Raw genomic sequence first — 15,243 nt, 5'->3', positions numbered from 1 at the left:
TGCAGTTCAAGACCATTTTAATTCAGAAAAGTATAAACTACTTGTCACCTAGGTTTGTTCCGTTAGATGCAATCACATTTTTGTACCACTCAAAACTCTTCTTCTTCAGTCGTGTTAGCTCTCCTTGACCTTCATTATCACGGTCCACGTAAATGTAGCCATAACGTTTTCTCATCTCTCCTGAGGATGCACTTACAATATCAATAGGTCCCCAGCTGGTGTAACCGATGATGTTGACCCCATCCTGAATGGCCTCACCCATTTCAGCTACATGGCGTTTCAAGTAATCAATCCGGTATGCATCCTCCACTTCACCTTCCGGTGTAACCACATCATTGGCACCAAATCCATTTTCAACGACAAACAGCGGTTTCTGATAACGGTCATGAAGCTGATTGGCAGTAATACGGAATCCTTTTGGATCAATCGTCCATCCCCATTCGGACTTCGCCAGATATGGATTGGCTACCGAGCCAAATACATTGCCACTGGTCATATTTTTAACCACTTCAGGATCGGTACTCGTAGTACGACTTGAATAGTAGCTGAATCCGATATAATCTACGGTATGATTCTTCAAGATTTCCGCATCACCCGGCTGCATAACAATGTTCAACCCGTGATCCTTGAAAAAACGTTTGGCGTAACCCGGATATTCCCCACGTGATTGCACATCAATGAAGAAATAGGATTCTCTATCTTTCTCCATACCTTGGAACACATCTTCCGGATTACAGGTATACGGATAGAAGCTTCCTGCCGCAAGCATACAGCCAATCATGGCACCAGGGATAATCTCATGACATGCTTTGACTGCCAGTGCACTTGCAACCAGTTGATGGTGAGCAGCCTGATATTGAATTTCCTTGATATTATCGCCTTCATTGAACGCCAGCCCCGCGCCAAGGAATGGAAGATGAAGCAGCATGTTGATCTCATTAAATGTCATCCAGTATTTCACCTTGTCTTGGTACCGTGTGAATACTGTTTTAGCGTACTTCTCGAATAAGGTTACCAGTTCACGACTTCTCCAGCTACCATACTTCTCGATCAGGTGCACAGGCACATCGAAGTGAGCTAATGTAACGACAGGTTCAATACCATGCTTCAACAATTCATCGAACAGGTTATCGTAAAATTGCAATCCTGCTTCATTTGGCTGTGCATCTTCTCCTGTTGGGAAAATCCGTGCCCAGGCAATGGAGACACGCAGTGCCTTGAATCCCATTTCGGCAAACAGAGCAATGTCTTCAGGGTAACGGTGATAAAAATCGATTGCTTCATGTGAAGGATAGAATTCGGTAGCGAGCGGCGTAAAAGCTGGAACATGACCTTTCATAATGCTTCTGCGGCTCTCTCCTGTTGGCAGCAAATCAACGATGCTCAGTCCTTTGCCATCTTCTAGATACGCGCCCTCCGCCTGATTGGCAGCAATGGCTCCACCCCATAGAAAATCTTTAGGAAACTCAAAATTAGTCATCATCATTTCTCCTTCCAAATATGTAATTCAGCTATCCGCTCAAATCGTTAGAATATTAAAAAGACAAAATATTTAAGTTGAACTGCACAATTACACATAAACGGAGAGGACAGAAAAAATCTGAGGATAACAGCGATTGGAAGATTGTTCTGGCCGCGTAGTCGTCTCGTGTAAAATCGGTTGTTCAGCTTAAATAGAAAAAACCCGAACCAGCCTAGGTACACGATTACGTGTAAACAAGCCAGCTCAGGTTATGCCCATATCGGTAACATTCCCAGATCAATTATGCGGATTGGATAAAACTTTAGCAAGAATCAGAACCGTTGTCAACTTCCCGAAACCGGTTTAACGAAGAAATGCCCATTATGATATTTGATAAAAGGCAGCACATGTCCCACCAAGAATCATCTGTTGCTCAGACTCTGATAGGGATTGAGTGTGGGTCTTAATGAGACCGTATACTTCAGAATACGAAGCCGCAAGGTTACTCACTGGCCAATCGGACCCAAACATTAACCGTTCCGCACCAAAGGCTTCTATGGCGATATTCAGATAGGATGTAAAGTCACTCGGAGTCCAACTTGCCCAATCTGCTTCAGTCACTATTCCTGAAAGTTTACAATATGTGTTTGGTTGGGCAGCCAACGACTCCAGTGCTTCTCGCCATGGTGAGAGTATACCTGATTTTATGTCGGGTTTGGCTAGATGATCAAGTACAAATCGCTGTTCAGGAAACGCCTTAACCAGGTCAACGGCATAAGGCAGTTGCTCCTTGGATACCAACAGATCATAGGCCAAATCATACTCTTTAAGCAATGAAATCCCACGCTGGAAATCTTCTCTCAAAACATACTGAAGATCAGGCTCATCCTGTATGACATGACGCACACCCTTCAGAACCGGATTGGACGCGAGCAGTTCAAGCTGATTTCGAACATCATCCGAACAAAGATCCACCCATCCGACCACACCTTTGATAAACTCGTATTGGTCTGCCAGTTGCAGAAGCCACTCAGTTTCTGTCAGTGATTGTCTCGCTTGCACTGCAATGCATCCGTCCATCCCCGATTGTGTTAATATAGGTTCCAAATCATGTGGGAGAAAAGACTGACGAATGGCTTTCATCTCTTCCCCAATCCATCCATACTCGGCAATATTGTATTCCCAGAAATGTTGATGTGCATCCAGCTTCATTTTACATTCCTCCAAGAGTATATGAATCTAATTATTGTTAAAATCAATTATATCATCTCAATTCCAAATAAAATCATTATCTTCACACAATCAACTAGCTAAATCAGATCACTAATTATCACATGAGTTTTATTGCAATTATGCGGGTATCCCCCTATATATAATCATGATATATTAAATTCCGAAAACGCTTTCAATACATAATTCGGTGGTGATCCCATTTTTGAACAAGTCATGATTTGGTTTGAGTTGAGCTCCATTTTCACAGTTGCTTAACTTCTATTCAAGTTCAACCATTCTAACTGAAGGAGATTATGTTGATGAAAAAAAATCGTAAATCGGTCCTCTCTCTTACACTTGTAACTGCCATGATTCTGTCTCTGTTCTCTTCGGCTGTCGCTTCCGCTGCAACAGACAACAGTGAACAGGCCAGTACCTCAACCGCGCCAAGCAAAATGCAGGCATACGTGAACGCCATGGAGCCTGGCTGGAATCTGGGTAACTCTCTGGATGCCGTTGGTGAGGATGAGACAGCCTGGGGCAATCCGCGCATTACGAAGGAACTAATTCAATCGATCGCAGCTGAGGGCTACAACAGTATCCGTATTCCTGTGACCTGGGAAGCTCACATCGGTGACGCACCCGACTATACAATTGATTCCGCTTACATGAATCGGGTTCAAGAAGTAGTGAACTGGGCCCTCGATGCCGATCTCTACGTCATGATCAATCTTCACCATGACTCCTGGCGCTGGATCAGTTACATGGAGAAAGACCATGACAACGTACTTGCCCGTTACAATGCTGCTTGGACTCAGATCGCTGACAAGTTCAAAGATGCATCCGACAAACTCATGTTCGAAAGTGTTAACGAACCCCGCTTCTCCGAAGGAGGTACAACAGATGCGGCTATTGGATATCGCATGCTGGACGAGTTGAATACTTCTTTTCATAAAATTGTAAGAACTTCGGGAGGAAACAACGATACACGTCCACTTGTGCTTCCAACGATGCATACTTCTTCCGCTCAACCTGATCTGGATGAACTGAATAAGACCATTCAAAAATTGAGTGACCCCAACATTATTGCAACCGTTCACTATTACGGGTTCTGGCCATTCAGTGTGAATATTGCAGGTTACACCAAGTATAACGAGGAAGTCCAGAAAGACATTACCGATACCTTCGATCGGGTATACAATGCTTTTACAGCCAAAGGCATTCCGGTTATCGTCGGTGAGTATGGCTTGCTTGGTTTTGACCAGCATACAGGTGTCATTGAACAAGGCGAAAAGCTGAAATTCTTCGAATTTGTTGGGCAATATCTGCGTCAAAAACAGATGACAACGATGTTGTGGGATAACGGACAACACTTCGGACGCACAAGCTTTACTTGGTCTGATCAGGAACTATTTGATACGATGAAAGCAAGCTGGACAGGTCGCTCATCCACGGCTGAAACGGACCTCGTGTACCTTAAACAAAATGAAACCATTCAAGATAAAAAAGTAAAACTCAATCTGAACGGTAACAAATTCAATTCGTTGAAAAATGGTACTACTCCTCTTGTCAGAGGTAAAGACTATACGATCAAAAAAGATGTGCTTACGTTAAAATCCAATCTGTTAACCAAATTGACAGCCTCTGGTGATTTAGGCGTAAATGCCACACTCACAGCAGGATTCAACCAAGGTGCGGACTGGAACTTTAATATCATTAAATATGACACACCTACTTTAAATGATGCAACGGGTACGACCAGTGCATTTGCCATTCCAACTACGTTTAACGGCAACCAACTGGCAACGATGGAAGCGACATATGCCAACGGGGAGAACGCCGGTCCACAGAACTGGACTTCGTTCAAAGAGTTCTCTTACACGTTTAGCCCAGATTACGATCGTCAGGTGATCGAGCTAAAACCTAACTTCTTTAATGAAACCAATGATGGCGAAGTCACCCTCAAGTTCCACTTCTGGAACGGCGATGTGCTGACGTATAAAATCACAAAAAATGGAACCAGTGTTGTTGGCGTAACTTCATAACACTTTTAAGGGTTCCTAAATTCTTATTTCCCATCGGAATTACAAAACGTTCTGTCCAGAGCAATCGGCTCGGACAGAACGTTTCTGTTTTGTTATAAAAATTGCATAAAAATCTGGCGAAAATGATTTCATACGTTCACTTATTGAGGTTCAATGAATCTCACCACAAGTATTGCATCCCCATTGGCTTGCACAGGACCGGTTGAGGTTCCTGTAACCGTTGCTATCGCTTCATTCCCGCTTGGAATCAGCACAGGTGTTATCAACGGCAGACCCGCAGCCTGAATGACATCCATGTCGAATTCGATCAATAATTGCCCTGCAGTTACACGATCTCCGCTATTCACATGGGCGGTAAAACCATTTCCTTTGAGTCCAACCGTATTAATTCCGATATGAACCAGCATCTGTACACCTGTCTCATGTTCCAGAATCACCGCATGTTTACTTTTGTTCATGACATGTGCAATGACACCATCAAACGGAGCATACACTTTACCTTCTGATGGTTCAATGGCAATGCCCTCACCCATATGTTTTTCCGAGAAAGCCGGATCAGGTACCTGCTCCAAATCAACGACAGTACCATTCATCGGCGAAGCGATTTCGAGCAATTCTACCTTAGGACGATTGCTTATAACAGCATCGGTAACTGAATTGGTGCGCGGATTAGAATCCGCTGCATGAACGTCAACTGATGTTACTCCACTGTTGTCATGGCTTACCGGTTCCTCTGCAATCGGTTGATCCTTATATCCGAAGAACCAGGTAAGTGCAAAAGCAATGGCCATGGCAACCACGTTGGACAAGATGTACAACGGCAGTTGGCTGTTGAGATAGAGCAATGTTCCAGGGATAACCGTTACTGCCATGCCTGTACCTTGCAGATGGAACAGGGAAGCGATGAAACCCCCCACACCACCACCAACCAGCCCCATAATAAATGGTTTCATATAACGCAGGTTAACACCGAAGATGGCAGGCTCGGTAATGCCTAGAAAAGCAGACAATGACGAAGGTAATGCGAGTGCTTTGAGTTTCATATTTTTGGTTTTCAGACCAACCGCAAGACAAGCGGCTCCTTGTGCAGCCATGGCACAGGTGATAATCGCGTTGAACGGATTGAATCCTGTTTTCTCCAATAGCTGAATCTCCAGGAAGTTAAAGATGTGATGCACACCGGTAACAACAATAATCTGATGGAAGAATCCAATGATAATACCTGCGATGCCAAACGGAAGATCCAATACGGCTGTTGTTCCATGCAGTACCCACTCTTCCAGGGAATGGAACACGGGACCAATCGCGAACAGTCCAAGTATAATCATAACCGTTAACGTTATAAAAGGAGTCAGAATCAAGTCCAGTGCCTCAGGCACCCGTCTTCTTAGTACCTTCTCGAACTTGGCTCCAATCAAACCTACGAAGAACGCAGGCAGGACCGACCCCTGATAACCCACGACAGGGATAAAACCGAACATATGCAGAGGCTGGGCTGATCCATCCGCCACCGCGTAAGCATTGGGTAATGCCGGATTAACCAGCATTAGCCCCAGTACGATACCAAGTACCGGACTTCCGCCGAATACGCGGAATGCAGACCACGCTACAAGTGCAGGCAGAAATGCAAATGCCGTATCCGTCAGAATTTGAGTAAACAACAGGAAATTGGAAGAGATATCATCTGGTGTTGCACCAAACAAAGCCAAAATTTCATTCTGGGTAAGTAATCCGCGCAAGCCCATGAACAACCCTGTAGCTACCAGTACGGGGATGATGGGTACAAATACGTCACCAAAAGTGCGGATTGCCCGTTGAAAAGCGTTTCCTTCCTTTTTTCCCTGACTCTTCACATCATCCTTGGACGATCCTTCGATTCCCAGCTTCTCAACCTCTTCAAAGATTCGATTCACCGTTCCCGTACCAAAGATAATCTGATATTGACCCGAGTTGAAAAAAGCCCCTTTCACCTTTTCGATGTTCTCGACCGTTTTCTGATCAATCTTCTCTTTATCCTTCACCATGATGCGAAGACGTGTTGCACAGTGTGCAAATGATGCGATATTCTCTTTGCCCCCGATGGCATGAATGACTTCCTGGGCAATCCGTTGATTCTCCGACATGTTATCTCATTCCTCTCACGTAATACTTAATAAATCCATTGTGTTGCTTCGAAATCAGCTTTGCCTCCGTGTGCAAAGAAACGAATATCCACGCTGTCCCGACTTGGGAAAATGCGGCTAGTAAAGACCTCTTCCCCGTCGTTCACAAAGATCTCAACTGAAGATGCGTCTACGAACAGATGGAATTTAATTACGTCCGCAGTAAGCGCGCACCGCCGTACAGCGCCATTTTGCTCTGCCAGCTCGGCACCAGACATCGTCCGATCCAGAATAACTTTCTGCTGAATCCGATCATACAGAAGAACCGTTTTCTCCGTTCCACTTGCACGGAATTCGATGCCGACCATCTCTGCATCTGCTTGGCTTATCTCACATATCAGCTCATAGGAAATTCCATTCAAACCAGTGAAAGATCGACTCTCATGGTCAATCGTTACGCGAATATGCGTGCCTTCCTCCTGTTGACGCAATTGGTTCATCTCAACTACTGGTTGTTGAATTAACTTCCCGTCTCGCAGTGTCAACTGCCGAGGAATGGTCAGGCAATGAGCCCAACCGTTATCATCTGTCGGATATGCCAGATCAGGAAGCCCCATCCAACCAACCAGAATACGTCTTCCATCCGGGCCCTGCATGGTTTGTGGAGCATAGAAGTCGAATCCACGATCCAACTCCTGAAACTCACCATGATTGAACTCTCTCGTCTGAAGATTGAGCGGCTCACCGATCAGATAACCGGACTGAAAAACATTCTGATAATGATCTCCTGCAGCATCTAAGCCTTGTGGTGAAAAGACAAGCACGCCTTTCCCGTCCATCTCCATATAATCCGGGCACTCCCACATGTAACCAAAGGAAGTGAATTGCGTGCGAATTTCACCAAGAAACTCCCAGTTGTTCAGATCAATTGAGCGATACAGTACCGTACATCCCGTCTCGTTTGTTCTCTGCGCACCAATGACACAATAATATGTACCTCCTTGTTGCCACACCTTGGGATCTCTGAAGTGTTCCGTGTATCCGGCTGGAACAGACGAGATTACGGGATCATTCCGTTTGGTTACTGAACCGCTTTCATCCATGACAGCCAAGCATTGATATGGATGTCTGACCCAAGCCTCATTCCTCGTATTGCCCGTGTACAGCAAGTGCAGCTTGCCATCTTTTTCAATCGCACTTCCGGAATAAGCTCCGTGTGAGTCATACCAGCTATCCGGTTCGATTCCAATCCCGACATTTTCCCAGTTCACCAGATTCTTCGAGCGGGTATGATACCAGTATTTCATGCCGTGTTCTGTTCCAAGTGGAAACCACTGATAGAAGAGATGATAATAGCCTTGATAATATGCAAAGCCGTTAGGGTCATTAAGCAGACCCGTTATGGGCTGGATGTGGTAACTCTGTCTCCATGGACACTCGGATATCTGTGCTTCAAGCTTCGCAATCTCTTCAGGCTCAGCTTGTTCAATCCGTCTATAGCGCTGCTCTCTAGTCATTTTCATAGCTGTTCTCCATTCTCGCTTATATAAGTTAGACCAAGAAACTTCACACTGGGACTACGATGGCAGAACAATCCTCCGATCGCTGTTATCCCCAGATTTCCTGATCCCTTATCTAAAGGGTGAAATCCGGTGATAAAGGCGAGCACTCCGTTTCTTCAGATTTTTTCTGCCCTCTCCGTCATGTTTATTTCTTATTTAACTTATACGAAAATCAAATTATAGGAACCGGTTCCAACGGATACAAAAAAATAATTCCATTTGGCATTAATGCCTGCCCGTGTTCGCATATCCGTATTGGATATCCACTATGGAACCGGTTCGATGGAATTATCATAAAGGATGTTTTTATAATTTGTCAACGCTTTCTCGAGGAATCAATTCTACGTCCAGTGTTGTTCGTGCCTCCACCGACTCGCCTTTGACCAGACGAATAATGTGATTCGCCGCTACTTTCCCTGCCCGCAAATAATCATATTTCACAGTCGTCAGCATGGGATGGATCATCTCCGTAATCTCATATCCGCCAAATCCGGTAACAGACAAATCTTGCGGTATGCGAATTTTATTGGAGAACGCGATCTTCATCACACCCAGTGCGATATTATCCGTGGCCCCTACAATGATTGTTGGTGTGATTTCTTTCAGGATGGCTTCAGCGGTCACGATGGCTTCAGACATCTTGAAGCTCGTCTCATAATACTTCACTTCACATCCACCACACTCGGCGATTGCTCGCTGGAACCCTTGTTTACGATAGATCCCTACCGCCCGATCCTTCTCGCTAACCCCCATATAGACGATCTTGCGGTGACCCTGTTCGACGACATATCTGCCCATCTCATAACCTGCCTGGTCATCATTATGAACCAGACTGTGCAGTTGCTCATGTTGCTGCCCCACCAATAACACCGGAATCCGTATATCCTCAACAGCCTTCAGATGTGCTTCGGTCACTTCAGCAGCCAAGAGAATAATACCCGACACCTTCTGTCGTGCAAAATCATAAATGGCATCAATCTCACGCTGCATGTCCTGACTCGTATTTGCGATCAACATCTGATATTGATTACTTCGCAGCTCTTCATCAATTCCGATCAGTGTCTGGGAGGTCGCAAAAGAATCGAGACGTGGCACAACCGTACCAATGATACTGGTCTTCTTCGCCTTCAGACTCTGTGCAAATGTGTTAGGAACATAATTGTATTGTTTGATAATACGCTCAATCTTCTGGCGTGTATCCTCACTAACCGATCCGCCATTCAGGTAGCGAGAGATCGTGCTTTTTGCCACACCTGCCATCTGAGCGATATCAGAAATCGTTTTATTCATAAAGACCCCTCTTGTTTCTTTAACTAGTTTACCTTTTATTATACTTCGAATCGCAAAGCCATGGCGAATTAGATTCACCTCCGTTTATCGTGTCCAATATACTTTCCTATGTAATAGCAAAAGCCCGATATCACTGTGACGTTCATACAGAAAGTATGATCCCACATTCATCAGGCTGTTAAACTTTCATCTGCACGTTTGCTCAGATCATTAACACAAGAATACTCGCTACATTCTACATCTCAAACTTCAATAATAATAGGCAAGATCATAGGTCTTCTCTTGGTTTGAGCGTAAATATAGTGACCGATCTCGTCTTTCAGCTTTCTTTTGATCACATTCCACTGATTCACGCCAGACGCGGTCAGCTCACCCATCCGGTTTAGAACCAGCTCATGAATTTCATGCATGAATTCTTCCGAGTCCTTGACGAATATGAACCCTCTGGAGATAATCTCGGGTGACGTGACCATCTGTTTTTCCGTTTTGCTTAAGGTAGTTACAATCACCAACATACCATCGGATGACAGTTGCCTGCGATCACGCAGGACAATATTGCCGACATCCCCCATGATCAGACCGTCTACGAGACTGTTTCCTGATGCAATTTTGGGACCCAGAGAAGCAGTGCCGTCTTTGTACTGGACCATATCCCCATTATTCACGATAAACACATGATCACGCTCTATACCTACAGACTCGGCAAGCAGCCTGTGCTGATACAACATACGGAACTCACCGTGGATCGGAATCAGATAATCCGGTTTCATCAGGGTCAACATCAATTTGAGCTCTTCCTGACTGCCGTGTCCCGATACATGCATTCCTGCTGCACCACTTGAACCATACATCACACGTGCTCCGAGAACATACAGGTTATCAATGACATGTGCAAGATTCCGTTCATTGCCCGGTATGGCTCCGGCCGCAATAATGACCGTGTCCCCGGCGTTAATTCTTACATGTGGATGCTTACCGGATGCCAGACGTGATAATGCTGCCATCGCTTCTCCCTGGCTACCTGTACATAAGACAACAACCTGTTCAGGTGGAAACTGATCCGAGTCGATGGCTTCAATCAACAATCCGTCAGGAACTTGCAGATACCCCAATTCACTCGCCACCGATACCACATTCACCATACTTCTGCCCAACAGTGCCAGTTTGCGTCCCGTCTCGAATGCTGCATTTACAATCTGCTGTACTCTGCTGACATTTGACGCAAAAGTAGAGATAAATACTTTTTGTTTTGCACGGATAAAGGCATCCAGAATGTGGTCTCCCACTACACGCTCGGAAGGTGTAAAACCCGGTCTTTCTGCATTGGTACTCTCGGAGAGCAAAATATGGACACCCTGTTTGCCAATCTCGGCCATGCGGTGCAGATCTGGGAAAGGTCCATGTACAGGCGACATATCAAATTTGAAATCTCCGGTATGCACGACATTACCCACGGGGGTCTTAAAGAAGATACCAAGACAATCCGGTATACTATGACTGGTTGCGAAAAAGGAAACCTCGATTCCTCCCAGCGTAATGCTGGAGTGAGCATCGATCGTATGCAGGTCCGCCTTGCGCAGAAGTCCATGCTCTTTCAGTTTAAGCTCGATCAACCCTCGAGTGAGCCTGGATGCATACACGGGGATGTTCATTTGTTTTAACAAATAGGGAATGCCACCGATGTGATCTTCATGTCCGTGGGTAACCACAAGACCCCTTACTTTATCCAGATTCTCCAGCAGATACGCAACATCCGGAATGATCAGATCAATCCCAGGCAATGTCTCATCGGGAAACTTCGAACCACAGTCAATCACGATGATGTCCTGATTGTACTGGATCAAATACATATTCTTTCCTATTTCATTCACGCCGCCAAGTGCAGCGATATACAGTTTGTTGTGGGCTAGATTCAACGCTATTACTCCTCCTCTGCGTGGCAAACGTATGCGATACGGATCTATATTCCTAGTATGGAAGCAATCTCCTCACTTATGCATTTCCTTGTGATTAATGTCAAAAAAGAAAAAAACCACCACGGAACTTTCATTCCGCAGTGGTTAGACTTACACCAACGATTTATCACGCTGTAGCAATACGTCTTGTTCATAGGTTTTGATATCGGTGATCCACTTTTCACGAACAGGCACTCCCTGCCTAGCACAATAGTAGTCCCAGATTGCGCCAAACGGATAGGATTTGAACTCTTCCGTTAACGCGAGACGCAGGGTGTAATCTCCATCAAGTTCGGCTTGTTTCAAGGCATCCACCGGTTCCAGCATCGCACGAAGAAGGGCTTTGATTGTGTTGCGAGTACCCACAACCCATGCAGCTACACGGTTAATGCTTGCATCGAAGAAATCCAGTCCAATATGTGTGGTCGCAAGCAGATCATGTCGAACCAGTTCACGGGCAATTTCCAGCAACTCATCGTCCATGATTACCACGTGATCACTGTCCCAGCGCATCGGGCGGCTTACGTGCAGCAGAATGCCACTTGTAAACAATGACAAGGACGACAGTTTATTGGAAATAACCTCTGTTGGATGGAAATGACCCGCATCAAGACAGATCAACGTATCATTTTGCAAACCGTAACCCATATAAAATTCATGAGAACCCACCACATAGGCTTCCGAACCCAGACCAAACAGCTTACTCTCTACCGCATCCAGGTTGTGCTCTGGGTTAAGGCGCTCGCCGAATACTTCATCCAGTGATTCTTTGAGACGTTTGCGTGGAGTCAACCGGTCAACCGGATTATCCTTGAACCCGTCCGGTACCCACACATTGGTTACACATGTCTGACCGAGCTGTTCCCCGAAGTAAGCACCAATCCGGCGGGATGCCTTGCAGTGATCAATCCAGAACTTGCGAATCTCAGGGTCTGGATGACTGAGTGTAAACCCGTCACTTGATTTTTCATGAGAAAAACATGTTGGGTTGAAGTCCAGGCCGAGTCCTTGTTCTTTGGCCCATTTCACCCAGTTCTCATAATGCTTTGGCTCAATCTGATTCAGTTCAACCTGCTCGTCTGTGTCCGTGTATATCGCATGCAGATTGACCTTATGTTTACCAGGAATCAGAGCAAAAGCTTGCTCCAGATCGTTACGAAGTTCTGCTGGTGTGCTCGCAGCCCCCGGGTATTGACCTGTAACGGAAATACCCCCTGTTAACTCGCCATCTTTATTCAGAAAACCTTTTACATCATCGCCTTGCCAACAGTGTACGGATACTTTGATCTCCGCGAGTCTGTTCAGCACCTCTTCTGTATCAATTCCGTGCTGAGCATACAATGCCTTGGCTGCTTCATACGCTTGCTTGACTTGGTTATCCATCCGCAAGAACCCTCCTATTTTAACGTGTAAATGCTGCTGGTACACCGCCATCAATGGTCATCATGCAACCGGTTGTTTTTTCGGATTTTGAAGAGGCAAAGAATGCAATTCCTTCTGCAATATCTCTAGGATAGATATTCACGAGCAATGTCGTCCGTTTGCGGTAATACTCCTCCAATTGATCCGGTTCGATTCCGTATGCCGCTGCCCGTTCGTTTCTCCAGGAACCGTTCCAGATGGCTGAACCCTGTAGAATGGCATCCGGGAGAATCGTGTTGACACGAATGCCATACTCTCCACCTTCTGCTGCAATGCAGCGTGCCAGATGCGCTTCCAGTGCTTTCGCTGAACTGTAAGCAGAGGCACTTTTACCTGCATACACCGAATTCTTGGACCCGATAAATACCATGCTTCCCCCAATACCCTGTTGTTTCATCAGCTTGAACGCTTCACGAGCGACGAGGAAATACCCTGTGCCCAGTACATTCATGTTCAGGTTCCATTCTTTCAAGGATGTTTCGTCAAACGGGCTGGATGTGGCCAATCCTGCATTGTTCACGATAATATCTACTCCGCCATATTGCACCGCAACATCCGCATAAGCCGATTGAACGGCTTCCTCATCGGTCACGTCCATTTTCAGCGCATAAGCACGATTCGCTCCGTACTGATCATTAATCTCCTGTGCTACCTTCTGTGCACCTTCCAGATTAAGATCAGCGAGCACCACATGAGCGCCTTCGGATACCAATCTGCGCGCTGTTTCACTTCCGATACCACCTGCGCCGCCTGTAATAAACGCCACTTTGCGGGAGAATTCGGTTTCTGCCGGAGCGAGAGACAATTTGTACAATTCCAACGGCCAGTACTCCACATTGTAAGACTCGTTTGCACTGAGCGATACGAATTGACCCAAGCTAGTCGCTCCACGCATAACGGCAATCGCTCTGTGGTACAACGCTCCGCTTACTTGGGAAAGCGCCCAACTCTTGCCTGTGTTGATCATGCCCACACCAGGAATGAGGATAACGCGTGGTGCCGCCTCGAACATGACATCACCTTCGTTTTTGTTGCTCTCAAAATACTGCTGATATTGCTCTTTGTAGGCAGCTACACCTTCTACCAGCTTGGCTTTTAAACCTTCGATATCTTCCGCATCCGGTGTCCAATCGATGAACAGAGGTACCACTTTGGTATGTACCAGATGATCCGGACAAGCTGCACCTACCTGAGACAATTCCGGGGAATCTGATCCGCCTACAAAAGCAAGTACGTCCTCTTGATCATCAAAGGACAGAATCATTTTTTTGCTATCTGATACCGCTCCACGAATCGTTGGCATCACACGTGATACGATCTGACGACGAACATCAGCGGCAAGTGCCGGGTGCTTCACACCACCAAACAGACTTTCTTCGTTCACCCGTGCTTCGATGAAAGCTTCTGCTTCATTGATAATCTTGATCGTTTGAGCGTAACATTCCTCGGATGTTTCTCCCCAAGTCACAAGTCCGTGTTTTTCCATCAGTACGAGTTCGGCATGGGGATTCGAGAATACGCTTTCAGCAATCATTTTAGATAATGTAAACCCTGGACGTACGTAGGGCACCCACACAAAACGATCACCGTAGATCTCTTTCGCCAACTCCTTGCCATTATCCGCACAACACAGGCTAATAATCGCATCTGGATGAGTATGATCCACATGTTTATATGGAAGGAACGCATGCAGAAGAGTCTCAATGGAGGCGCGCGGGTGCTTGGCATCGATCATGCAATGTCCCAGATATTCAACCATCTCTTCATCCGACATGGATTCACGTTCAATTAATGGTCTGATATCTTCAAGCCCAAGTCCGGTAAAATGCTTCGCTTCCATCGAACCCAGATCTGAGCCGCTGCCTTTCACATACATTACTTCTACATCACGACCACGAAAGTCCTTCACTGTCGTTTTGGTAGACGTATTACCACCGTATATGTTACATACACTGCGATCAGAACCAATGAGATTGGATCTATAAACCAGCTGTTCAAGTCCTGTTGTTTTCTCAGATGCCTGCGACGCATTCCATAAACTCTGTACCATTTGTTTCCCTCCGATAATGTTTGTTTTATTCCTGATACGAGTTTAACATCTTTGTTTTATTTTGAAAACAAAATAATTTTAAACAAAACGGAAATATTCAAAAACCATCAATGATTGAGCCATTTTATTAAAAAAAACACCCT

The 15,243-nt window shown here is 45.6% G+C and carries 9 protein-coding genes; 1 reads left to right on the top strand and 8 read right to left on the bottom strand.

Features of this window, described 5'->3' with window-relative positions; translation table 11 throughout:
• Positions 1-37 precede the first annotated feature (37 nt).
• Positions 38-1,480: a 6-phospho-beta-glucosidase gene (locus MKX40_RS13450; protein ID WP_339242255.1), complete on the bottom strand. Its 1,443-nt coding sequence runs from the start codon at positions 1,478-1,480 to the stop codon at positions 38-40.
• 363 nt (positions 1,481-1,843) lie between these two features.
• Entirely contained in the window at positions 1,844-2,674 is an 831-nt protein-coding gene (locus MKX40_RS13445) for an amidohydrolase family protein (RefSeq protein ID WP_339242254.1), read from the bottom strand.
• Between the two features lie 317 nt (positions 2,675-2,991).
• Here MKX40_RS13445 and MKX40_RS13440 point away from each other — a divergent pair, with 317 nt between their 5' ends.
• Entirely contained in the window at positions 2,992-4,719 is a 1,728-nt protein-coding gene (locus MKX40_RS13440; RefSeq protein ID WP_339243048.1) for a cellulase family glycosylhydrolase, read from the top strand.
• A 140-nt stretch (positions 4,720-4,859) separates the two neighbouring features.
• Here the strand turns inward: MKX40_RS13440 and MKX40_RS13435 are convergent, their stop codons facing one another.
• The 6 genes from MKX40_RS13435 to MKX40_RS13410 all read right to left on the bottom strand — a co-directional run bounded on the left by MKX40_RS13435 (position 4,860) and on the right by MKX40_RS13410 (position 15,100).
• Complete coding sequence (locus MKX40_RS13435; protein WP_339242252.1) at positions 4,860-6,842, bottom strand: sucrose-specific PTS transporter subunit IIBC; 1,983 nt, start codon at positions 6,840-6,842, stop codon at positions 4,860-4,862.
• A 26-nt stretch (positions 6,843-6,868) separates the two neighbouring features.
• Positions 6,869-8,344, bottom strand: a complete 1,476-nt coding sequence (locus MKX40_RS13430) for a sucrose-6-phosphate hydrolase (RefSeq protein ID WP_339242251.1) — start codon at positions 8,342-8,344, stop codon at positions 6,869-6,871.
• A 345-nt stretch (positions 8,345-8,689) separates the two neighbouring features.
• Entirely contained in the window at positions 8,690-9,673 is a 984-nt protein-coding gene (locus MKX40_RS13425) for a LacI family DNA-binding transcriptional regulator (RefSeq protein WP_339242250.1), read from the bottom strand.
• Between the two features lie 242 nt (positions 9,674-9,915).
• On the bottom strand, positions 9,916-11,589 hold the full coding sequence (locus MKX40_RS13420; protein WP_339242248.1) for a ribonuclease J: 1,674 nt from the start codon (positions 11,587-11,589) through the stop codon (positions 9,916-9,918).
• A gap of 150 nt (positions 11,590-11,739) precedes the next feature.
• A complete protein-coding gene (gene rhaA / locus MKX40_RS13415) occupies positions 11,740-13,011 on the bottom strand; it encodes an L-rhamnose isomerase (RefSeq protein ID WP_339242246.1) in 1,272 nt (423 codons plus the stop codon).
• 19 nt (positions 13,012-13,030) lie between these two features.
• Entirely contained in the window at positions 13,031-15,100 is a 2,070-nt protein-coding gene (locus MKX40_RS13410; protein WP_339242244.1) for a bifunctional aldolase/short-chain dehydrogenase, read from the bottom strand.
• Between the last annotated feature and the right edge of the window lie 143 nt (positions 15,101-15,243).

It is taken from the genome of Paenibacillus sp. FSL R5-0517, assembly GCF_037974355.1.
In the GTDB taxonomy this organism is placed as follows: domain Bacteria; phylum Bacillota; class Bacilli; order Paenibacillales; family Paenibacillaceae; genus Paenibacillus.
The sequence above is the reverse complement of the archived record's forward strand: the minus strand, read 5'-3'. Positions and strand labels throughout refer to the sequence as shown.

Excerpts from the sequence above, each read along its gene's own strand:
- MKX40_RS13450 (WP_339242255.1), bottom strand. The coding sequence starts at position 1,480 with ATGACTAATTTTGAGTTTCCTAAAGATTTTCTATGGGGTGGAGCCATT.
- MKX40_RS13445 (WP_339242254.1), bottom strand. The coding sequence starts at position 2,674 with ATGAAGCTGGATGCACATCAACATTTCTGGGAATACAATATTGCCGAG.
- MKX40_RS13435 (WP_339242252.1), bottom strand. The coding sequence starts at position 6,842 with ATGTCGGAGAATCAACGGATTGCCCAGGAAGTCATTCATGCCATCGGG.
- MKX40_RS13430 (WP_339242251.1), bottom strand. The coding sequence starts at position 8,344 with ATGAAAATGACTAGAGAGCAGCGCTATAGACGGATTGAACAAGCTGAG.
- MKX40_RS13425 (WP_339242250.1), bottom strand. The coding sequence starts at position 9,673 with ATGAATAAAACGATTTCTGATATCGCTCAGATGGCAGGTGTGGCAAAA.
- rhaA (WP_339242246.1), bottom strand. The coding sequence starts at position 13,011 with ATGGATAACCAAGTCAAGCAAGCGTATGAAGCAGCCAAGGCATTGTAT.
- MKX40_RS13410 (WP_339242244.1), bottom strand. The coding sequence starts at position 15,100 with ATGGTACAGAGTTTATGGAATGCGTCGCAGGCATCTGAGAAAACAACA.